The sequence below is a fragment of the Flavobacterium weaverense genome (assembly GCF_003688495.1).
GTDB lineage: Bacteria > Bacteroidota > Bacteroidia > Flavobacteriales > Flavobacteriaceae > Flavobacterium > Flavobacterium weaverense.
Genome location: NZ_REFH01000013.1, coordinates 84,688 through 105,766, shown reverse-complemented (window position 1 = coordinate 105,766; position 21,079 = coordinate 84,688). Strand labels below are relative to the sequence as shown.

Below are 21,079 nucleotides of genomic sequence, written 5' to 3'. Positions count from 1 at the left end.
AGCAACAGCGCAAGATCCAAATAATAAAGATGTAACAGATATCTCTGGTACTTCAGTTGATAACAACACGCCTACTGATACGCCTATAACGCAAACACCTCGTATTGCGCTTGTGAAAACAGCGGTAGTAAGTGGAACAGGTAAACTAGGTGATGTAATCACGTATACTTTTGCAGTAACAAATACTGGAAATACTTCGCTTACCAATGTAGTAGTAACGGATCCAATGGTAGGATTAACCATTACTGGAAACCCAATTGCAACTCTTGCAGTAGGTGCTTCTAGCTCGGCTATCAAAGGAACGTACACGATTACTCAATCGGATATCGATGCTGGTAAAGTAGTGAACACTGCTTTAGCAACTGCGAAAGATCCAAAAGGAAATGACGTAACAGATATCTCTGGTACTTCAGTTGATAACAATACTCCTACTGTAACACCACTGACTCAAAAAGCCGGAATTGCAATTACAAAAGATGGTGTATACGTTGATAGTAACAAAGATGGAATCACTAACATAGGAGATATAGTAACCTTTAAATTTGTAGTAACGAATACTGGAAATGTAACTCTCACGAATGTAACGGTAACGGATCCTTTACCAGGATTAGTAATGTCAGGAAGTCCAATAACATTAAACATTGGTGCTTCTAACGCAAATGCGTTTGTCGGAACATACTCTATAACTCAAGCGGATATAGATAAAGGTGTGGTTTATAACTTAGCTACTGTTACTGGTACTCCACCATTTGGAGACAAAGTAACTGCTACTTCAACAGACCCTACTCCTACTAGCAATGTACCTGCAAAACCTGATTGTAGAGATTGTACAATTACACCATTAACTCCGAGCCCAAAATTACAAGTTGTTAAAACAGCTTCTGAAACAGGCTATAGTTTAGTAGGAGATATAATAAATTACACAATCCAAGTGAAAAACACAGGAAATGTAACACTATATCAAATACTAGTTACTGACCCATTAACAGGATTAAGTTCAACAATCCCTAGTTTGGTTCCTGGTGCTTCTAAAGAATTTGCTGAAAGCTACACGGTAACTAAAATTGATTTAACAAACAATTCAGTTATCAATACCGCTAATGCAGTTGGATTTACACCAAGTAATACAGAAGTAAGTGCTTCTGATAAAGTAGAGGTTGAAAAATCTTTAGTACTGGGATGTGGAACAATATTAGTTCACAATGCTTTCTCTCCAAATGGTGATGGTATCAATGATGTCTTTGTAATAGACAATATCGACAACAGCGCTTGTTACCCAGAGAACACAGTTGAAATATATAACAGATGGGGAGTTTTAGTTTTTGAAACTAAAAACTATAATAACCAAAGTAATAATTTCGAAGGAATCTCAAGAGGAAGAACAACAATTAGCAAGTCAGAAGGTTTACCAACTGGAACGTATTTCTACATCTTGAACTACACTTCTGTTGATGGAAATGGAGATCTTAGAACTAACAAAAAAGACGGTTACCTATATCTTACTAAATAATATTTAATTAATTTTAAATCCTGAGGTTCATTAATTATGGCCTCAGGATTATAAAAAAGTGAATTGAAACCATTATTTAGTAGTAACATTGTACTAACGGAAAATTCAATTCTTTTAAAAGAACTAGTTTAAACGTAATAAAAAACTACTATGAGAACAAAAATATTTTTAATCTTTTTGATGTTTACAACAGTTGTGACTTTTGCACAGCAGGATGCACAGTACACACAATACATGTACAACACAATCAATATCAATCCAGCTTATGCCGGATCTAGAGGAGCGATGAGTATTTTTGCAATGCATCGAACGCAATGGGTAGGATTAGATGGTGCTCCAGTTACAAACGTAGCTTCGATCAACACACCTCTTAACGGGACTAATCTTGGACTTGGCGTATCGTTGATAAATGATAAAATTGGACCAACAAATGAAAATACTATTTCAGCAGATTTATCGTATACGATTCCAACTTCTGAAAATTACAAATTATCATTTGGTATAAAAGGAACAGCTAACCTTTTCAACTTAGATATTACAAAATTGAATCCTGTGGATGCTTTTCCTTTAGATCCTTCAATGCAAAATATAGATAACAAATTCTCACCAAACGTGGGTGCTGGACTTTATTTACATTCTGATAAAGGTTATGTTGGATTCTCGATACCTAACTTCATTGAATCAAAAAGATATGATGACAATGAAATAGCTATCTTCAAAGAAAAGATCAATTATTATTTAATGGCAGGTTACGTTTTTGACTTAAGTCCTGATGTTAAATTTAAACCAGCTGTTTTAACGAAGGTTGTTGCTGGTGCTCCACTTCAATTAGATGTTTCAACAAATTTCATGTTCATAGACAAGTTCACTGTTGGACTTGCTTACAGATGGAGCGCAGCATTGAGTGCGATGGTTGGATTTCAAGTTTCTGATGGAATGTATATAGGATATGGATATGATCATGAAACTACTAGATTGAATAATTATAATTCTGGTTCTCATGAGATATTCTTACGTTACGAGATATTCAAAAACAACGACAAAATTACAACTCCAAGATTCTTCTAAAAAAAAATAGTATGAAAAATAATATACTCTTATATATAATCATAATCACTGCTTTTTCCCTTAATGTGCACTCACAGAAAGGCAGAGTTGCAGCAGCAGACAAACAGTATGAAAGATATGCCTATATCGACGCAATAAAAACCTATGAAAAGGTTGCTGAGAAAGGATATAAATCAGAAGATATTTTTAAGAAATTAGGAAATTCTTACTATTTCAATGCAGAATTAGAAAAAGCTGCAAAATGGTACGGTGAGTTATTTGCAATGAATGTACCTAATATCGATCCAGAATATTATTTCCGTTACGCACATACTTTGAGGTCTCTTGGTGAGAACGAAAAGGCTAATGAATATTTAGAAATGTTCAATCAAAAAGCGGGAAACGATAGCCGCGGACAGTTATTTATAAAAAATGTAAATTATCTTGACGCAATAAAAGCTAATTCAGGCAGGTATAAAATTGAAGATGCAGGTATTAACTCTCAGTATTCTGATTATGGTACTGCAATATACGAGAATGAATTAATTTTCGCTTCTGCAAGAGATACAGGAAATGTTGAGCAAAGAAAGCATAAATGGACTAATCAACATTTTACTAACTTGTATTCGGCTACTTTAAGTGACGACATGACTCCCGGTAAACCAAAGAAGTTTGATTCAAATGTGAATTCTAAATTCAATGAGTCTACTCCTATTTTTACGAAAGATGGTAAAACAATGTATTTTACTAGAAACAATTATCTAGATGGAAAAAAAGGAAAAGATGCAAATAAAGTTACTTTAATAAAAATTTACAGAGCGAAATTAGAAAACGGTAAATGGGGAAATATTACGGAACTTCCTTTTAATAGTGACAATTATAGTGTAGCTCACCCTGCCCTAACTCCAGACGGTAGCGAACTCTATTTTGCCTCTGACATGTCAGAAACTATAGGTTTGTCTGATTTATTTAAAGTAAAAATAAATAGTGATGGTAGCTATAGTACGCCCGTAAATGTGGGCAAAAGTATCAATACTGAAGGAAGAGAAACTTTTCCTTTTATCAGTGATGAAAATGAACTATATTTTGCTTCGAATGGACATCCTGGTTTAGGGGGATTAGACGTTTTTGTCGCTCCTATTAATAAAGATGGATCTTTTGGAGAAGTAAAAAATTTAGGTTCAGACATTAACTCTCCTATGGATGATTTTGCTTACCTAATAGATACAAAATCGAGAAGAGGTTTTTTCACTTCTAATAGAGATGGTGGAATGGGTTATGATGATATCTATAAATTCTTAGAACAAAAGAAAATTACTTGTCAACAAGTGCATTACGGAGAAATAACAGATTTAGCTACTAAAAAGATTCTTCCTGATACCAAAGTTACTTTATTTGATAAAAGCTTTAATAGTGTTAGCACAACAACATCTGACAGTGAAGGAAAATATTCATTTGACGTTGAATGTGGTAAAACATATTATGTAAGAGCTCAAAAAACTGACTACACTACTAAAGAAGAAAAAGTAACTGTTGGAACAGAATATGGAAAAACGTATCTACCGATAGCATTAGAAAGTTCTAAATGTGTAGTTACTATTGGTGATGATCTAGGTAAATGTTTCAATATAAAAATGATTTACTTTGATCTTGATAAATCAAACATCAGGCAAGAAGCAGCCTTAGATTTAGAGAAAATTTTAGATGTACTAAATCAGAATCCAACTATGAGATTAGATATTAGATCTCACACTGATAGTAGACAGACATTTAAATACAATGAAAATCTATCTGACAGAAGAGCTAAATCTACAATTAACTGGTTAGTTAAAAATGGTATAAACTCAAATAGGTTAACTGGAAAAGGATACGGAGAAACGCAATTAGTAAATAGATGTGCTGATAACGTAGATTGTACTGAAGAGGAACACCAAATGAATAGAAGAAGTGAATTTATTATAATCGCATTATAAATTAAATTCATTATCAAAAGCTAAAGGCTGTCAGTATTGACAGCCTTTTCTTATTCTACAAATCAAGCAGTTTTCTTATTCTGCTATTTAAATGTTATTGCTAAATAATACTATTGCATTTAATATTCTATAAAATTTAATTGAAGCGTTACAACTCATTTTGAAGAAAGATCAAGACCAACATCTATTCTAAATAAAACTTCCTTACACTTTCAATTAAGATGTACTAGAGGCACAAAAATTATAAAGCTACCACATCTACTCTATTTAAACCGAGTGCTATTTCAATCTTTACAACATTAGTCTATCAAACCAATAAAACCTCAACGTGAAAAAATATTAGTATGAAATTTATGCGCCAAAACTTGATATTTCGAAACGATATAAAAATTAATATTAGTCAAAACTAAATAATTTTAAAAAACTACTTTTTCGACATATTCATGAAGTTGTGAAAATCGTCTAGTTAAAAATGTAGAAGATAAAATTGTGCAACTATAATAGGAGTGATACACGATGTTTAAACTAGTTAGTAAGCTCAATGCCGCACTTTTAATTCAAAGTTTACAAAATAGTACTCAGGAGTAAAATGAGGGTGGAAATGAAAGTTTTAATTTAGAAGAAATCGTTTTCTGCAGTTTACAAAAATGAGATTAGTATTTTAAAATTATCAAGGTACCAACTAACAACAATATCTTGTTAAACAACATCTTGTTATATGAAATTAAGAAACATTATAAAACATAAAAGGCTGTCTTTTGGGGATAAGACAACCTTCTAATAATAAAAAATTCAACTTAAATCTTTGCAAAAATATTAGTATAATATTTTTTGCCATTAGCAGGGTTTTCTTTTATTGCAATTCCAAAATGTGTGAAGTTACCTTCGATATTTTCTTTGTGACCAGGACTAGCTAACCACGCTTTCAAAACTGACTCTGGAGTGTTGAAGTTGTAAGCAATATTTTCACTTACAGACTTAGCTCCTAAAGTTTTCATTATATTTTCTGAACGTGCAGTGAAATCATTGTGATTAACAACATTGTTAGCAATCATATAATTGTCATGCTCTTCTGATTTGTAAGACATGTGATTGATTTTCTCAAGACGGTTAAGTCCTACGCTTACTCTATGTTCATTTATCAATTCCATAGTTTCAAGCTCGATAGTATTATAATTATAACTAACTACTTTCTCTACAGTAGTACTTACTGTTTCGTTTTCTGAACTATCAGCAGAGCAAGAATTCATTGTGCAGATTACTGCTGCAAGCAATAATGTACGGAGTAATGTTAGCTTCATAATTTAGTAGTTTAAGTTTAAAGTAGATTGTGGGGCAAACAACTTTAATATTTATATAATATGTTTCTTTCTTAGATCAAACATAATCAAAACATCGTTAAACTACCAAAAATAATCGATGAACTACACTAATAAAATGTTAACACATATATATTTCCTACATTATGAAGATAATCGCTCAATTTTCCAACTAAAATCTTCTTGACTTTTATATCGAATTCTATCGTGTAATCTATTAGGTCGTCCTTGCCAAAATTCAACCTCTAAAGGAGTCACTAAAAATCCTCCCCAATGATCCGGTCTCGGAATAACAATTCCTTCATAATCACCTTCTAATTGCTTCAGGTTTTCTTCTAAAAAAGCTCTCGAGGGAATAACTTCACTTTGGTTTGATACAATCGCTCCTAACTTACTTCCATGTGGTCTTGATTCAAAATAATTATCTGAAGTGAGAGCTGGCGTTTTAGTTGCAATTCCTTTAATAATTACTTGACGTTCCAAAGTATGCCAAAAAAACGAAAGACACACATTAGCGTTTTCCTCTATAGCCTTACCCTTTTCCGAATTGTAATTCGTGTAAAAAATAAAACCTTCTTCTGTGAACTTTTTTAGCAATACTACTCTAGACTTGGGAAAGCCATCTAATCCAATTGTAGATACCGTCATCGCATTAACTTCGCTGTCTCCACCAAAGTCTTCTACTTCATGAAACCATCTGTTAAAAAGGTTAATTGGGTCTTCAGGAATGTTAGATTCTAACAATTCACTTTTCTCATAGGATTTTCTATAATTACTTAAGTCGTTCATGTTATTATAATTTAAAAGTTCGTTTTTAATGTAGAAGTTAATTTGAGCGTTCAGACAAATTCTTGCGTTGATTTTGTTCTAGCTCTTTATAGATCAAAGCTTTTGCCATCATCTGCTAAAAGTACATTTGGAAAAATAGTTTGTGCTTCTTCTTTAAACAAATCGATACTTTCATAACGAGTTGAATAATGTCCAAGAATTAGTTGCTTGACATTTGCTTTAAGCGCTATAGTAGCCGCTTCCTTTGCAGTAGAATGTAGTGTCTTACTAGCTAAACTTTCTTCGGATTGTAAAAAGGTAGATTCATGGTACAATACATCTACATTTTCGATAATTTTAATAATAGATTCGTTGTATGAAGTATCAGAGCAAAACGCATAACTTTTTGCGGCAACTGGATCAAAGCTTAATTTATGATTTTCGACAATTTGGCCAGAATCTAGAAGTATGTCTTTCCCATTTCTAATATTTTGGAAATAACAAGAATCTATTTTGAATCCTTGAACCGCTTCAATATTAAGTTTGCGTTCTCCTATTTTTTCTTGGAACAAAAAACCATTCGTATACACTCTATGTTTTAAAGGAATCGTTTTTACAATGACTTTATCGTCCTCATAAATTATTTGAGATTCGGTGGATTCTAGTTCATGGAAAAATAAGTCATAATTAGTCCAAGAATTAGACAAACGAAGTTGCAGCATTATAATCTCCTTTATTCCTTTTGGACCATGAATATGCAAATCAGTATTTCTACCCAGCAGACTAAAGGTAGAGATTAAACCAATTAATCCAAAAAAGTGATCGCCGTGTAAATGCGAAATAAAAACATGATTGATTTTAGAAAACTTAATCTTGTTTTTACGCAATTGTACTTGTGTACCTTCACCACAATCGATTAAGAAAAGTCGGTTTTTTATATCAAGAATCTGCGAAGTAGGATTTGTAAAAGTTCGAGGTGTGGCTGCATAGCAACCAAGTATAGTTAATTTCAATTTATAATTTCATTTAAAACATTCGATTTATAAAAGTTGAACATTTACAATTGATTCTTTGAAACTGGATTATAAACAATCAACTTGATTTTTCTTATTGCATTTTCAACTTTGCAAAAATTGGTTATTTGAAAATGAAATTTTATAACAGTTCTATAAATACTACAAGAATTATCTTTTCAAATAAAAAAATAGAAATTGGTTAATATCAAAGCTAAAACAACAATTAACAACGCCATAATAAAATTATTTGCCTTGTAAGTGCTTTGCTTACTTTATCTAAAAACCTAAGTCTCTTTCAATTTCGTCCATTTCTATAATATCATGCGCTTCCAATAAAGAAGGAACAACAATCAACTTATCTGAAACAGCATTGAAATCAAAATCAGAAGTTACCACAATAAAAGATTTTTTTGCTTTTCTATGTTGTTTCGACAACGGCATGAATAATTTAATATCACTCGCTGAAAGTTCTTTATACATCAAGAGGTCAATAACAATATTGTGTTTTTCAAAAGTTTTATATTGTTGCGTCACCTTCAATAAAAAGGAAGCTAAATCGCCTTGCGTATCGCGTATTGTTACCGTGTGTGCTTTTTGATCTACTTTCATTTTTTTTACTTTTCAAGGACTGAATAAAAGCAGTCTGTTTACATAAGTAGCTAATTTACATAGTTTTCTTGTATGTTATTGAATTTTAGAAGCTAAAAGATAGATAACTGCCATTCTAATAGCCACTCCATTCTCTACTTGGTTTAAGATCACTGATTGATTGGAATCAGCTACTTCACTTGTTATTTCCACACCACGATTGATAGGTCCCGGATGCATAATTACAATTTCTTTACTAAGTGAATCTAATAGTGGTTTGTCAACTCCATATTGCTGTGCATACTCTCTAGTCGATGGGAAGTAATTCACATCCATTCTTTCATTTTGTACGCGCAACATATTTGCTACATCACACCATTCTAATGCTTTTCTTAAATCGGATTCTACGGTAACTCCTAGCGATTCAATATGTCTTGGAATTAGCGTCCTTGGTCCGCATACTTTCACCTCAGCACCTTGCATTTGCAACGCATATATATTTGATAGCGCCACTCTAGAATGCAAAACATCACCTACAATTACTACTTTTTTACCTCCTACTTCTCCTAATTTTTCTCTAATAGAATAACTGTCTAATAATGCTTGCGTAGGATGCTCATGTGCTCCATCTCCTGCATTTACAATACTTGCTTTTACATTTTTAGATAAAAAATAAGCAGCTCCAGGATTAGCATGACGCATTACAACCATATCAACTTTCATCGAAAGGATATTATTAACTGTATCGATTAATGTTTCTCCTTTTTTTACGGAAGATTGTGCTGCAGAAAAACTAATAACATCAGCTGATAGTCTTTTTTGAGCTAATTCAAAGGAGAGTTTAGTTCTGGTACTATTTTCGAAAAAAATATTGGCAATAGTAATATCTCGTAACGAAGGCACTTTTTTGATCGGTCTATTGATGACTTCTTTAAAATGATCGGCTGTTTCAAATATTAGGTCAATATCATTTTTAGTAATGTATTTAATGCCTAACAAATGATTTACGCTTAATTCTTTCATTTCTTTTTACGATTATTACTTTTTAATATTTAACGTTTCTACGTTCTAACTTGTAATTAAATATACGCCGTCCTCACCGTCATTTTCTTTCCAACTCACTTTCACTTTTTCGTTATTAATCGCATCTACTTGTCTTCCTCTATAATCAGGTTGAATGGGCAAATTGCGGCTAAAACGCCTGTCGATTAAAACCAAAAGTTCTATTTCTGAAGGTCTTCCAAAAGATTGTATAGCTGTCAAAGCCGATCGAATGCTGCGACCCGTAAACAAAACGTCATCGATGAAAATAACTTTTTTATTTTCGACAATGAAATTAATCTTTGTTTTATTTGCTTCTAATGGTTTTTCGGTGCGTCTAAAATCATCTCTAAAAAAGGTGATATCAAGGTAACCTAATTGAATTTCAGGAGTTTGGTATTCTTGTTCTAATATTGATTTCAACCGCTCTGCTAAAAAAACGCCTCTAGGTTGAATTCCAACTAAAATTGTATCTGAAAAATCTAAGTGTTTTTCAATTAATTGACAAGCCAAACGATGTAATATGATAGTAACTTCTTTTGCAGTAAGTAATACTTTTAGACTCATAGTGCTTTATATTGTTTGGTTGCGCAAATATACGAATTCAAATTTATGATTTAATAATTTAAAATAGAGAAATAAGAACATGGCAGTTCATCACTAAATTTAAGTCTTTAAATAAGTGTACTATTCGAAAAATAAAATGAATCAACAGTTCTTATTCAGTTTTTCAAATAGAAGTTTTAGAGCAACTGAGAGACGTTATTGGTAAATGACAATTTCATCGTAACGATCAGCAAAAGATAAAGTGCTATAAACAGAATTTATCTCAAATTCCGAAAATTGACCTCTAAAATATAAATTAAATATCAGCTTTAATCTAATTAAGTGAGATTAACACTCCATCTAAATTACATAATAAAAGCAAAAAATTATGTAACAAACCAATAATGGTAATACTATAATTTTACATTGTAACCAAAACATAAAAATCATGCAAAAACAAATAACTCGTATTTTAATGCTTTTCGTAGTATTATTTTCATTTACAAGCTGTTCACTAGTAGAAGGAATATTCAAAGCCGGAATGGGTGTTGGAATATTTATAGTTGTTGCGATTATCGCAATAATTATTTTTATCATCAGCAAAGTTGCTGGAAAAAAATAATTGGGAAAATTTACTATTAAGTTTCTTTAAACAATTAAGAAAAATTAAGCTTTTTTACTTAATGTGCTTAATGGTTTAAATTATAAAAGACAATTGAGTTTCTTTAAACCATTAAGAAAGTTAAGCATAGTTAAGCTTAATTTATTCAATGTGCTTAATGGTTAAAAATAATTTAGAATTAGCTGCTAATACCAATAAAAAAGAGCACTATAAAGTGCTCTTTTTTATTGGTTCAAACTCATTATCTTAGTTCACTAAGAATAAGGCGTTACTAAAAAGTAAATTACCATTTTCCCAGAAACCTCTAAATAAAGGATTGTCTACCATATAAATCACCGTTCCTTTTCCTTTATTATCGACTGCAAAGCTAACGGTATTACTCAATTTCTTTTTTATTCCGTTACCTATAAAACCATAACTCTTATAATCCTTAGGAATGTAAGCAACGTTTAAAGCATCTTTCAGTAAAGAATACGTTCTATCATCTGTTTTAAGACTAAAATATTTTTCGCCCAAACCAAAAGATAATGGATGTGTTTTATTTAAAACATTTTCGATTATTGCTCCCGGAATTGATCTAGATATATCGCGACGTTCTGTTTCTTGGTAATCTAAAAAACGTTCATCTAAGGCTAAAGAATCTTTTTCCTTTTCTGCATTCAACTTATCCTCTTCAGATGCGTAAGGATTCAACGCATATCCTTCTTTACCTTCAAAAATAGATAGTGCTCCGTTCATGGCAATAACTTTACCACCATTTCTAACCCATTCCGTAAGCTTCTTTTGCTGATCTTCTGTGAATTCATATTCACCATCAGCTAGAATTAATGTATTGTAATCGTAAAAACTTATTCTGTTAAAGTTATTTACCTCTACAACGCTCACTGGATATTCAATGGTTTCCTGCATGTAATACCACGCAGCGCCAAACTCAGTTGAACTAACGCCTTTTCCTGAAAGCAATAAAACTTTTGGCGCCTTTAATAAATTAAAATTTTCTCCACCTACATCTTTAGCATTCGATGAAAAACCAGAAGTGATATAATTGTAATCTGTTTTTGTCTTAATTAAATCAGATACTGTTTTTTCGAAATCAACTACTTTTGGATTATCACCTTTGGTAACTAATAAACCACCAGGTTCAATTGAAACATCGCCAAAAACAGCTTTCCCCATCGAAGATCGAACCTTGATATTATTTTGGTGCAAAACAGATAAAACTCGAGCTGATATTCTATTATTCCAAGGAATGTGAAACGCATACACTTTTTGCGGAGCCACTTTTTCAATCATTTCAATTGACTCCTTAGTTTTTAATCCTACACTATTTTTCAAAGCATATCCTTCTACTCCATAAGCTAATGGTAAAGCCCAAGCAGTAATATCATACGATAAACTATCATTCAATTTTTGGTTGGGTTCAAAAAGCACTTGAGTAAAAACAGCTTTTTGTTGGTCTACTTTTACAATTAAGTCATTTGTTTCGATTGTAAATCCTTTTTCTTTTTTGGTACTGTAATTATATCCTGAAGCTTTTACATTGGCGTCAGCGTAACTGTATTCAATATTGTTTTTTTTCAATAATTCCGCTAATTGAATCAGCTTTGGGTTGTTCTTCATTACATACATCTTGTAACTCCCTTTGACTGTTTTTCGAGAATTATTCATAAATCCTCTAAAACCTTTTAGCAAAACATCAGCTTGTGACGCTGCCGATTCTACTACAGTAAGCACAGTAGTAGCATGGTGGTCAATTCTATCTTGTATCGTAACGATATTTCCATTACTCATTGTAACAGCTCTCCCCGCTCCTATTCCTCCTTGTTCAATGGTCATTCCCACAGCGCCATTATAAGCAGGATACGTATCACCATAACTTGGATAAAATAAATCAAATCGCTCACTAGTATTGTACAACCAGTTTTGAGCATCAAATTTCTTAGAGATATTAGTACCTAAAACATTGTGAAAATCCTTTTGATATTTTTCAATATATTCATGAATTGGCTCTGCTGATGGAGGAAAAAAGTACGGAGAATCGTAACCTTGTTCATGCACATCCGTATGGACTTGTGGCATCCACTGGTTGTATAAAGCAACTCTCTGCTGACTTTCCATTTGCGTTTGCCAAGCCCAATCTCTATTCAAATCAAAAAGATAATGATTAAATCTACCTCCAGGCCATTGCTCCATATGCTCTCTATCTGATAATCCAGGATGTGTTTTTTTACCTGAAATCTCTCTTAACCAGTTTCCGTATCTTGAATATCCGTCAGGATTGATACATGGATCTAAAATCACAATAGTATTTTCCAACCATTTTTTGGTTTCTGCATTCTTAGGATTTACTAATTCGTATGCTACAGTCATTGCACTTTCAGTTCCCGCAAATTCATTCCCGTGAACATTAAAACTCAACCAGACAATTAACTTATCACCTATCATTTGGTTTCCATTTTTAGAAAGACCAATGGCAGCCAAATTATTGTTTCTAATTTGCTCGAGATTCTCTAAATTTTCAGGTGTCGAAATAAAAAATACATTCAAATCTCTTTGCTCTGCAGTCACTCCATATTTCTGCTGTTTAATAAGAGTTGATTTTTCAGTCAGCTGATTAAAGTAATTTTCTACTTGGTGGTAATACGTTATTTGTTTTCCATAAGTAGGCAAGAATTCTGCTGGACTTTGCACTTGAGCTTGAACATTAAATAGTGCGCTTAGCAGTATGCAAAAAGAGAAAAATATTTTTTTCATTTTATGTTGGGTTAGTTACAGCTCAAAAATAGCTTTTTACCATTTATTGCACAACACATCTATTGTATTAATACTAAATTATTTATGTGTTATTTATGCATTCAGTAATTGCTTAAAATTGCAGAATAGTAAAAAATCAACCTCTTAAATTATATATAAATAATAATCTTCACCTTATAATTCGTATCCTAATAACATTCTGCTATATTTGCGGATAACAAAAAGTACCTTACAGATGGAAGAATGTATCTCAGTTTTTGACATGCTAAAAATTGGTGTTGGACCTTCAAGTTCGCACACACTTGGCCCGTGGAGAGCCGCTGAACGTTTTCTCGAAGAATTAAGAAATCAAAACATACTTGCAACTGTAAAGAGAGTACAAATCGACTTATACGGTTCGCTTTCCTTAACTGGAAAAGGACATGCTACAGACCTAGCTGTTATGCTTGGACTGAGCGGCCAAGATCCAGAATACATTCCTATTCAAAACATAGATTCAATTATTAAAACGATTCGATCAAAAAACGAAATCAATTTAGGAAACTCACAAATAATTCCGTTTCACTTTCTACAAGATATTGTTTTCAATAAAAACTTCCTACCCTATCATGCAAATGGAATGACTTTTACAGCGTACATGCTTGATGGAAGTAATTATGAATCTACCTTTTATTCTATAGGTGGAGGATTTGTAATTAAAGAAGAACGCGCAAATGCCAAACAGAAAATCCAAATAAAATGTGCTTTTCCTTATCCTATTGAAAAAGCAGCAGAATTATTAGAATACTGCGTCAATGAGAATAAATCAATCTCAGAAATCGTTCTTGAAAACGAAAAATCAATGCGCACTGAAGCTGAAATTGATCATGAGCTAACGCGCATTTGGAACACAATGCTTGAGTGCATGTACATCGGTTGTCATTCTGAAGGGATTCTTCCTGGAGGATTAAACGTGCGTCGACGTGCTTTTGATATGCACCAAAACCTAATTGGTTTAGCTAATTATGACACGCCACAAACTTGGCTTGAAGAAATTAGAAAAACAGAAGTTAAATTCCGCCAAATCCTAAAATGGGTCTCTTGTTTTGCCCTTGCGGTAAATGAAGTAAACGCCGCTTTAGGAAGAGTCGTAACTGCTCCTACTAATGGAAGCGCTGGCGTGATTCCAGCAGTTTTAATGTATTATCTAGTAATTGAAAACCACGCTGCAGGACCTAAAGAAATCAAGCAATTTCTATTAGTTGCCGGAGAAATAGGTAGTATATTCAAAAAAGGATCTACAATTTCAGCAGCAATGGGCGGTTGCCAAGCAGAAATAGGTGTCTCATCAGCAATGGCTGCTGCCTCTTTATGCGAATTAATGGGTGGAACTCCAGCTCAAGTTTTAATGGCTGCCGAAATTGCAATGGAACACCACTTAGGTTTAACCTGCGACCCTATAGGTGGTTTAGTCCAAATCCCTTGTATCGAGCGCAACACTATGGGTGCGATAAAAGCTATCAATGCAGCCGAATTAGCACTAGAAACCGACCCTAAAAATGCTAAAGTACCCTTAGATAAAGTTGTTGATACCATGTGGCAAACTGCTAAAGATATGAACAACAAATACAAAGAAACCTCAGAAGGCGGACTTGCAATCGCCGTAAACATGGCTGATTGTTAATGATAAACTCGTTTAAGCATCATCAAATTCCTAAATGTTAAGTTTTAAATCTGCAATCTAAAATCAATACTCTAAAATCTTAAATCACAATGGCGTATCCCCGCTAAAACATCCCGAACGGTCGGGACGTTTCAGCGGGGTCAGGCTATTCGCTACAATCTTTCTCTTTATTGCGCTATCGCTTCATAAAAAAAAAGGATTTTCACTACTATCCTTTACGCAAAAACAGCTGAAATCACTTCCTTTTTACAATCACAAAAACGCTTTCAAAACAAAATATAATTATCTTTAAGCCACTAAATCAATTCATTACGATCTGGACGGCAAAAGTGATAAAACACAAGAACGAAAACAGAATTGCAGTACAATTCGAAAAAAACGACAGACTAATCTAACATATAAAAGAATTTAAGGATGCAAGATGGAGTTCCCAAAAAAACTTTTGGCATCTTCCTGACACCATATAAAACCGAAATCGATTTAAAATAGCGCCACAATCAAATAACCTTCCGTCATACGAAGGAGTTGAGCAAATCGAAAAATTCAGACAATGGTTGCGTTCCAAACGGTATAGCCAAAGCACGGTTGTGACCTACAGCGAAGCTTTAAAATCCTTTTTGGTATTTTATAAAGAAAAGCCAATTGCCGACATTACTAATGAAGATGTGATTGTGTATAACAATGAACACATTTTAAAAAACAATCTTTCAGCTTCGTATCAGAATCAAGTTATTTACCCCGTTGGATTCAGCGTCAAGAAGAATTTTCAATAACTCAAATTAATTATTATGTATTATTATGCAAACGTTTTATTAAGCGAAAAAGACAATCAATTTTACACTGGTTACACTTCTAATCTACGAAGACGTTTAGAGGAGCATCAAACAGGAAAAGTAACTTCTACAAAATATCGATTACCAATAAAATTAATTTATTTTGAAGGCTGTCTTAATCAAAAAGATGGCACAAGAAGAGAAAAATATTTAAAATCGGGGAATGGAAAAATATATCTTAGAAGTAGACTACGTCTATTTTTAAATCCTACGGGGTAAATGCTATTAAATTATTTTTCCAAACCATTCGCGCTAACAAAATGATGGTTGACAAAATTCATCGTCCAAAACGAGCCAAAGTTTTACCTAATGTTTTGAGTAAGGAAGAAGTAAAAGCAATATTAGAAGCGCATAGCAATTTAAAACACAAAATGACGCTATGCCTTATATACAGTTGTGGCTTACGATGCGGAGAATTATCAGCTTTAAAACCATTAGATATAGACTCCAAGCGAAAATAGTTTTACTGAAGAACTCCAAAGGAAAAAAGGATAGAATAGTCCCGTTGAGTCCGAAAATACTTCAAATGTTACGAGAATATTACATCCTGTATAAGCCAAAAACCTTTTTATTTGAGGGGCAAATTAAAGGCAATCCTTATGATGCACGCAGCTTGCAAGTAATCCTAAAACAAGCCATAGCAAAAGTCAAAATCAAAAAGCCAGTTACACTTCATTGGTTGCGGCATAGTTTCGCTACACATTTACTAGAAAGCGGCACCGATTTAAGATATATTCAAGAATTATTAGGACACAATAGCAGTAAAAAAACTGAAATATACACTCATGTAAGCACCAAAAGTATTCAACAAATAAAAAGTCCTTTTGATGATTTATAGAAAAAAAACGATAGTTTTGAAATTGTAACAAAGCGAAACAAACATTCGCCAATCAACCTAAAAATGGGTGTATTTGCGAAGGTTTGTTTCGCATATATACTAGTTATGGGCAAGTTTATGAGCCGACAACCAAAAGGAAAACGGCAGACAAGAGAACTTCCTTTGTAGAAGGTTTTTATGCAAGTGAAATAATATGGAGACCAGCAACCACAAAAAAAACGGGGCGGACACTGAAAAGCAAAATAAGTAGAACATACCAATAAAATGAATTCATCAATATTCAAAACATTAAAAGACAATTTTGTAAATGCTTCAAGTCAAAACAATCGTTCGACAGTTGAACTTTGCATTACCGAACTATCATCTGGCAATTTCCCTAAAGCTGTTGATTTAAGTGAGGAGCTAATCAAAAAAGATATTAATGACTCTGTTGGCTGGGCCACAAAAGCATTATCACAAGCTCATTTATTCGATTACAACAACAACTTATTTTTCCTCAAGTCGTCTCTTACTTCATTGGATGAATTTAAATCTAAGACTTCGCTTTCATCTAAAGAGATAATGGCAGTAGAAGCAATATTTGTAACAACAGTGCTTGACAGAACAATAACATTAGTTACAGAAAGAATTGAAGAAGTCATAGAATTAAGACGAAAAGCAATGGCTGAAAAAACTAAAGCAGGAGCTGCGGCTATTGGCGCTGCAATGAGTGCTTATGCTGGAAGTCAATCTAAATCTGACGTTGGAAAAATACTTGGTTATGGCAGTGCTATTGCAGGCGCTGCTGCTAGTTCTCACTTTAATTCTAACGCTGAACTTTTAAATAGTGCTTCCAAAGGTGTTTTTGGCGTTGCAGTAGCTAATATCTCAATGACTGTTGGTAGTGCAATGACACTAAAAAGAAATTTAAACGAACTCGATTTCGCAGTTCGTGATGAAGCAACTACGACACTTAAAAACTGGATAAATACTCTTGCTTTCCTATATCAACAAGTAATAGAGAATTTACTTGTTTACGGTGAAGAACTTAAAAAGAAAAACGTCTTTACTAAATCATTTCGAGAAGCTTCAATCAATATGGTGACCGCGCCTGAAGCAACTCAATTTATTTACCTCTCAAAAATATTAGGTATCGAAAATTCAATTCCGCAATTCAAAGAACTTGAAGCACATATGCTAAAATTAAGAGAAATAGACGGGAGTGAAATTAAATCATCAGTAAATAAAATGCATATTATTGGTGGCGCTGCTTTGCTAATTACAATAATTTTGGCTGCCACTATTCCAGAAAATATATTATCAAAAGAAGATAACGGACCACTTTTTTTAATTGTGATACTCACATATGTCTACTTAATGATTAAACCAATTGGTAAAGCTGGCGAATTAAAGCAATCTGTTAATGAGTTTGTTGATGCGATGAAAAACTTCAAAGTAACAAGCGACAGAATTATCGTTGAAAATATGGTACCACAAGATAAATCTTTAAACTAAAATAATATGAGTGTAATTGAAAGACTTGAGGAATGGAAAAGTGAATTCAATCCATTGTATCAAAAAGAGTTTAATACTTCTTCGACTTCTCTAGCCGAGAAGGAAGATTTATTCATCATAACAATTACAGGTAATGTAAGAGTAATAAGTAAGGTTCATCAAATTAAAATCACAAAGTTTTTTCCCACACATTCAAATACAAATCAAGAGTATCTAAAAGGAGACCTATATAACCTAAATAAACTTCTTGACTGGATGGAGCAAAATTTTCAATTTCAACTTGACGAAATAATAAGCAAAATTGACCTATGAGACAAAGTAATTTAGTTCAACAAATCACAGATGCTGTTCGAAGTGGCAAAGTAAAAGAAACTTTCAAATCTTCTGACTTTCATTTTTTAAGTAGTAGTCCAAGTTTTATTTCAAAACACGCTGTTGGTAATGGAAAATACACTGAATATTTTATTCGCGTTGCACGTGGTCTATATAAATTGACAAGATAAAATTAAACAACTATTTTTAATATAAATAAAAATGTAAATGAAATATATTTTAACAATGGTTTTTGTTTTAGTTCTTTCAAACATTTCGTTGGCACAAAAGGTATTCACTGTCGAATATGAAAACCAAGCTGATGTTAAAGTTTTTGTAGTTAAGTATGAAAATCAAGCAGATTTAAACGTTTTCAAGATAAAAAACCAAAACCAATCAGGTGACAACGATGGAAAGTGGTTTTTTACAGAATATGCTAATCAAGCAAAGAAAAAAATATATTTTGTAAAATATGAAAATCAAGCTGACTTGAAAATATATTTTGTAGAATATGAGAATCAAGCAGGTTGGAAAGAATCTAAAAAGAAACATCTGATGTATTAAAACCAGCCCATAACCGTCGTTTGGCAATATGGCGGGTTTAGGCTTAATTTGAAGATGGTTTTGTACTTGGAAAATTGGTCATTAACCGAAAGATTAGGCTTCCTTAATCCGCCACATCGCCAAGCGACCAAACGTTAGCAGAAACATTTTTCCACCGCAACAACCAAAGTAAAAATACAAATATGCCGTGTCCGCACAGATTTGAAAATCAATTAATTCCTGAATGGAAAATTGAATATCTTTTTATTGGAACATTCAATCCAAGCTGGAATTTAAACAATGCAGTGCAAGCTGACTATTTTTATGGGAGAATAAGAAATAATTTCTGGTGCATTTTGCCAATAGTTTTTGGTGGTGAAAACTTGAAATACCAAAACTTAATTGTAAAATTAAATTACATAGAAAGAAATAAAATCGGAATTACCGAGCAAATTAACTGATGATAATAAAGATATTATCCAAAAATTTGAATACACATATGATAAATATAATAAGAAAGTAACTGAAACATTCACACAAGAAGTTTCATCAAGCTGGAATGAAGAAACAAATATTACCTCGAATAGAAAAACAAATACAACACGACAATACTTCTATTACAATGAAAAAGGTCTTTTAATACAAGAAAAAACATTAGATAAAAATGACAAACTAATTTCTTTATTAAAGTACGAATACAAGTTTAGCAAGTAACATAAATTTATAAACAATAAAAAAAATTCTATGAAAAATTTATTATTAATATTTTGGTTAGTTTTTAGTACGGGCTTAAAAGCTCAGAATAGTTATTTTACAATAGGGTCTTCAGAAGACAAAGTTCTACAAGTGCAAGGACAACCAAGTTCTATTATGAGAACGGGCAATTATTCAACTTTTATGTATGGAAGCAGTAGCGTTAGTTTTACTAATAAAATAGTTGATGGTTATAGTAATAGAGGTAATTTAAAAATTCGAGTTGGCTCTAATGCTAGCAATACTAGTGTAGCTAATAAAAAGACTGCTAAAAAAACTACTAAACCAGCAAAAAAAATTAATAACGAAGTCAAATGGATTTATTTTACTTTCCTTTCAAGTTCCACCAGATATGACTTTAGTGATAACATATCAGGTATGCCACGAATTAAAGAAAATGAGTATTCTAAATTATACTCAATTTCAAGTTATACTTATGAAATGCAGAAGAACTTGGAATTCTGTTTGACTAAAAATTATAAAGAATTTTATGGTAATAGTGTTACACTAATCCCACATATTTATGATGATCGTGATCTAGCATTAATGATGTGGAATAATGAAAAAGGCGGTATGGCAAGAGTTTCATCGTGTTACTACCTTATGCAATATGGTGTTACAGAACATTAATAATAATTACAGAATATGGATGAATTAAAAATTGGAATAGAACTAGCAATTGAGGCTTTAGTAGCATATTGGGTTTTATTACTTTTAGCTGTTAACTCTAAAAATGAAATCATTAGCAACATTTTAATATTTTTAATGTTTGGTGTAATGCTAGTTATAGTTATTTTGTCAGCAGATTTTATTGTGGGTATGGTACTTTTTTTTGGGATATTTGTTGTGCCTAAAGTTATTGGAAGTATTTTTAGTAATAATAAATAGTTTAAATCTTTATTAGATTGCTTTGTTTTAAAGAATTCATAAACATAATTCTATCTTTCCAAAAAGAAATTGCGTTAGTAACTCTTGCAATTGATATAGTTTCATTATCAATGTTCATTCCATAGTTACCGTTAATTTCTTTAAATGGAAAAGGAAATTTCTTTTGGATTTCATTCATCGGTTCTTTTGGAACCCCAAAATCGGTTCTTTCAGGAATTAATAAATAAATTTTCTGAACGATACGTTAATTTTTTATTTTAATAAAAGTAGTTCAAAACGCAAAAATAGAAAACCAAGCTGATGTTTTAAATTTGACAACTAGATTTTCAGATAATGTTTTAAATAATTATCAGTTAGAATTTAATGTTGAGAATATCAAAAAGCTGATTTTGAAAAATATAAAAACAGTAAAAGGAGTTTATCTTACATGTTCAACTTTGAATGGAATTAACCAAATAGCAAACAGTTGGACAGAAATCTAAAAGTTTTGTGAAGAAAATAATATACACACACAAAAGCTTAAAACTCTGGCAAATTATGGTGGAGGTTGTGTTTTGAAATCAATTGATTG

At 32.3% G+C, this 21,079-nt stretch carries 25 protein-coding genes; 16 read left to right on the top strand and 9 right to left on the bottom strand.

Annotated features, from left to right (window positions below):
- The 3 genes from BC961_RS14275 to BC961_RS14265 form a co-directional block, all read left to right on the top strand.
- Positions 1-1,510, top strand: a 1,510-nt coding sequence (locus BC961_RS14275) for a gliding motility-associated C-terminal domain-containing protein (protein WP_121926542.1), incomplete at its 5' end; no start/stop codon positions are given.
- 150 nt (positions 1,511-1,660) lie between these two features.
- Entirely contained in the window at positions 1,661-2,578 is a 918-nt protein-coding gene (locus BC961_RS14270) for a PorP/SprF family type IX secretion system membrane protein (RefSeq protein WP_121926541.1), read from the top strand.
- Between the two features lie 11 nt (positions 2,579-2,589).
- Entirely contained in the window at positions 2,590-4,530 is a 1,941-nt protein-coding gene (locus BC961_RS14265; protein WP_121926540.1) for an OmpA family protein, read from the top strand.
- Positions 4,531-5,327: 797 nt separating this feature from the next.
- On the opposite strand, the gene BC961_RS14260 is transcribed toward BC961_RS14265, so the two are convergent.
- The 6 genes from BC961_RS14260 to pyrR all read right to left on the bottom strand — a co-directional run bounded on the left by BC961_RS14260 (position 5,328) and on the right by pyrR (position 9,829).
- Complete coding sequence (locus BC961_RS14260) at positions 5,328-5,831, bottom strand: CAP domain-containing protein (RefSeq protein WP_121926539.1); 504 nt, start codon at positions 5,829-5,831, stop codon at positions 5,328-5,330.
- Positions 5,832-5,993: 162 nt separating this feature from the next.
- Positions 5,994-6,638 carry a pyridoxamine 5'-phosphate oxidase gene (gene pdxH, locus BC961_RS14255; RefSeq protein ID WP_121926538.1) on the bottom strand — a complete coding sequence of 215 codons (645 nt, stop codon included), beginning with the start codon at positions 6,636-6,638 and terminating at the stop codon, positions 5,994-5,996.
- Between the two features lie 86 nt (positions 6,639-6,724).
- The gene (locus tag BC961_RS14250; protein ID WP_121926537.1) at positions 6,725-7,630 is read right to left on the bottom strand and encodes a ribonuclease Z; all 906 of its coding nucleotides are present in this window, start codon (positions 7,628-7,630) and stop codon (positions 6,725-6,727) included.
- A 279-nt stretch (positions 7,631-7,909) separates the two neighbouring features.
- Positions 7,910-8,242 (bottom strand): ribonuclease Z, encoded by a 333-nt coding sequence (locus BC961_RS14245; protein ID WP_121926536.1) that lies wholly within the window; start codon positions 8,240-8,242, stop codon positions 7,910-7,912.
- 75 nt (positions 8,243-8,317) lie between these two features.
- Complete coding sequence (locus BC961_RS14240; RefSeq protein WP_121926535.1) at positions 8,318-9,244, bottom strand: aspartate carbamoyltransferase catalytic subunit; 927 nt, start codon at positions 9,242-9,244, stop codon at positions 8,318-8,320.
- 45 nt (positions 9,245-9,289) lie between these two features.
- Complete coding sequence (gene pyrR, locus BC961_RS14235) at positions 9,290-9,829, bottom strand: bifunctional pyr operon transcriptional regulator/uracil phosphoribosyltransferase PyrR (RefSeq protein WP_121926534.1); 540 nt, start codon at positions 9,827-9,829, stop codon at positions 9,290-9,292.
- 427 nt (positions 9,830-10,256) lie between these two features.
- On the opposite strand from pyrR, the gene BC961_RS14775 reads away from it, so the two are divergent.
- Positions 10,257-10,430, top strand: coding sequence for a hypothetical protein (locus tag BC961_RS14775; protein WP_170151329.1), 174 nt, complete (start codon positions 10,257-10,259; stop codon positions 10,428-10,430).
- Between the two features lie 246 nt (positions 10,431-10,676).
- Here BC961_RS14775 and BC961_RS14230 read toward each other — a convergent pair whose 3' ends face one another.
- On the bottom strand, positions 10,677-13,184 hold the full coding sequence (locus BC961_RS14230) for a M14 family zinc carboxypeptidase (RefSeq protein ID WP_121926533.1): 2,508 nt from the start codon (positions 13,182-13,184) through the stop codon (positions 10,677-10,679).
- A gap of 235 nt (positions 13,185-13,419) precedes the next feature.
- Between BC961_RS14230 and BC961_RS14225 the strand changes: the two genes are divergently transcribed.
- A complete protein-coding gene (locus tag BC961_RS14225) occupies positions 13,420-14,847 on the top strand; it encodes an L-serine ammonia-lyase (RefSeq protein ID WP_121926532.1) in 1,428 nt (475 codons plus the stop codon).
- 391 nt (positions 14,848-15,238) lie between these two features.
- Here the strand turns inward: BC961_RS14225 and BC961_RS14970 are convergent, their stop codons facing one another.
- Positions 15,239-15,430: a BPTI/Kunitz-type proteinase inhibitor domain-containing protein gene (locus tag BC961_RS14970; protein ID WP_394345455.1), complete on the bottom strand. Its 192-nt coding sequence runs from the start codon at positions 15,428-15,430 to the stop codon at positions 15,239-15,241.
- Here BC961_RS14970 and BC961_RS14965 point away from each other — a divergent pair.
- From BC961_RS14965 to BC961_RS14170, 11 genes are all read left to right on the top strand, one after another.
- The gene (locus BC961_RS14965) at positions 15,381-15,620 is read left to right on the top strand and encodes a phage integrase N-terminal SAM-like domain-containing protein (protein ID WP_394345456.1); all 240 of its coding nucleotides are present in this window, start codon (positions 15,381-15,383) and stop codon (positions 15,618-15,620) included. The genes BC961_RS14970 and BC961_RS14965 overlap by 50 nt on opposite strands.
- A 15-nt stretch (positions 15,621-15,635) precedes the next feature.
- A complete protein-coding gene (locus BC961_RS14215; RefSeq protein WP_121926531.1) occupies positions 15,636-15,899 on the top strand; it encodes a GIY-YIG nuclease family protein in 264 nt (87 codons plus the stop codon).
- 41 nt (positions 15,900-15,940) lie between these two features.
- Complete coding sequence (locus BC961_RS14210; RefSeq protein WP_121926530.1) at positions 15,941-16,141, top strand: site-specific integrase; 201 nt, start codon at positions 15,941-15,943, stop codon at positions 16,139-16,141.
- Complete coding sequence (locus BC961_RS14205) at positions 16,060-16,518, top strand: tyrosine-type recombinase/integrase (RefSeq protein WP_121926529.1); 459 nt, start codon at positions 16,060-16,062, stop codon at positions 16,516-16,518. The genes BC961_RS14210 and BC961_RS14205 overlap by 82 nt, the downstream gene beginning before the upstream one ends.
- 264 nt (positions 16,519-16,782) lie before the next feature.
- Positions 16,783-18,012: a hypothetical protein gene (locus BC961_RS14200; protein WP_121926528.1), complete on the top strand. Its 1,230-nt coding sequence runs from the start codon at positions 16,783-16,785 to the stop codon at positions 18,010-18,012.
- 6 nt (positions 18,013-18,018) lie between these two features.
- Entirely contained in the window at positions 18,019-18,324 is a 306-nt protein-coding gene (locus BC961_RS14195; RefSeq protein ID WP_121926527.1) for a hypothetical protein, read from the top strand.
- On the top strand, positions 18,321-18,515 hold the full coding sequence (locus BC961_RS14190; RefSeq protein WP_121926526.1) for a hypothetical protein: 195 nt from the start codon (positions 18,321-18,323) through the stop codon (positions 18,513-18,515). Before BC961_RS14195 ends, BC961_RS14190 begins: the two co-directional genes overlap by 4 nt.
- A 37-nt stretch (positions 18,516-18,552) precedes the next feature.
- Positions 18,553-18,888, top strand: coding sequence for a DUF6150 family protein (locus BC961_RS14185; RefSeq protein WP_121926525.1), 336 nt, complete (start codon positions 18,553-18,555; stop codon positions 18,886-18,888).
- Positions 18,889-19,070: 182 nt separating this feature from the next.
- On the top strand, positions 19,071-19,328 hold the full coding sequence (locus BC961_RS14180; RefSeq protein WP_121926524.1) for a hypothetical protein: 258 nt from the start codon (positions 19,071-19,073) through the stop codon (positions 19,326-19,328).
- 283 nt (positions 19,329-19,611) lie between these two features.
- Positions 19,612-20,250: a hypothetical protein gene (locus BC961_RS14175; protein WP_121926523.1), complete on the top strand. Its 639-nt coding sequence runs from the start codon at positions 19,612-19,614 to the stop codon at positions 20,248-20,250.
- 15 nt (positions 20,251-20,265) lie between these two features.
- Positions 20,266-20,508 (top strand): hypothetical protein, encoded by a 243-nt coding sequence (locus tag BC961_RS14170; RefSeq protein ID WP_121926522.1) that lies wholly within the window; start codon positions 20,266-20,268, stop codon positions 20,506-20,508.
- 1 nt (position 20,509) lies between these two features.
- On the opposite strand, the gene BC961_RS14760 is transcribed toward BC961_RS14170, so the two are convergent.
- Positions 20,510-20,686, bottom strand: a complete 177-nt coding sequence (locus BC961_RS14760) for a hypothetical protein (protein WP_170151326.1) — start codon at positions 20,684-20,686, stop codon at positions 20,510-20,512.
- Positions 20,687-21,079: the final 393 nt, after the last annotated feature.

Coding starts and splice junctions, on each gene's coding strand:
- BC961_RS14270 (WP_121926541.1), top strand. CDS start 1,661: ATGAGAACAAAAATATTTTTAATCTTTTTGATGTTTACAACAGTTGTG.
- BC961_RS14265 (WP_121926540.1), top strand. CDS start 2,590: ATGAAAAATAATATACTCTTATATATAATCATAATCACTGCTTTTTCC.
- BC961_RS14260 (WP_121926539.1), bottom strand. CDS start 5,831: ATGAAGCTAACATTACTCCGTACATTATTGCTTGCAGCAGTAATCTGC.
- pdxH (WP_121926538.1), bottom strand. CDS start 6,638: ATGAACGACTTAAGTAATTATAGAAAATCCTATGAGAAAAGTGAATTG.
- BC961_RS14245 (WP_121926536.1), bottom strand. CDS start 8,242: ATGAAAGTAGATCAAAAAGCACACACGGTAACAATACGCGATACGCAA.
- BC961_RS14240 (WP_121926535.1), bottom strand. CDS start 9,244: ATGAAAGAATTAAGCGTAAATCATTTGTTAGGCATTAAATACATTACT.
- pyrR (WP_121926534.1), bottom strand. CDS start 9,829: ATGAGTCTAAAAGTATTACTTACTGCAAAAGAAGTTACTATCATATTA.
- BC961_RS14775 (WP_170151329.1), top strand. CDS start 10,257: ATGCAAAAACAAATAACTCGTATTTTAATGCTTTTCGTAGTATTATTT.
- BC961_RS14230 (WP_121926533.1), bottom strand. CDS start 13,184: ATGAAAAAAATATTTTTCTCTTTTTGCATACTGCTAAGCGCACTATTT.
- BC961_RS14225 (WP_121926532.1), top strand. CDS start 13,420: ATGGAAGAATGTATCTCAGTTTTTGACATGCTAAAAATTGGTGTTGGA.
- BC961_RS14215 (WP_121926531.1), top strand. CDS start 15,636: ATGTATTATTATGCAAACGTTTTATTAAGCGAAAAAGACAATCAATTT.
- BC961_RS14210 (WP_121926530.1), top strand. CDS start 15,941: ATGATGGTTGACAAAATTCATCGTCCAAAACGAGCCAAAGTTTTACCT.
- BC961_RS14205 (WP_121926529.1), top strand. CDS start 16,060: ATGCCTTATATACAGTTGTGGCTTACGATGCGGAGAATTATCAGCTTT.
- BC961_RS14200 (WP_121926528.1), top strand. CDS start 16,783: ATGAATTCATCAATATTCAAAACATTAAAAGACAATTTTGTAAATGCT.
- BC961_RS14195 (WP_121926527.1), top strand. CDS start 18,019: ATGAGTGTAATTGAAAGACTTGAGGAATGGAAAAGTGAATTCAATCCA.
- BC961_RS14190 (WP_121926526.1), top strand. CDS start 18,321: ATGAGACAAAGTAATTTAGTTCAACAAATCACAGATGCTGTTCGAAGT.
- BC961_RS14185 (WP_121926525.1), top strand. CDS start 18,553: ATGAAATATATTTTAACAATGGTTTTTGTTTTAGTTCTTTCAAACATT.
- BC961_RS14180 (WP_121926524.1), top strand. CDS start 19,071: ATGCCGTGTCCGCACAGATTTGAAAATCAATTAATTCCTGAATGGAAA.
- BC961_RS14175 (WP_121926523.1), top strand. CDS start 19,612: ATGAAAAATTTATTATTAATATTTTGGTTAGTTTTTAGTACGGGCTTA.
- BC961_RS14170 (WP_121926522.1), top strand. CDS start 20,266: ATGGATGAATTAAAAATTGGAATAGAACTAGCAATTGAGGCTTTAGTA.
- BC961_RS14760 (WP_170151326.1), bottom strand. CDS start 20,686: ATGAATGAAATCCAAAAGAAATTTCCTTTTCCATTTAAAGAAATTAAC.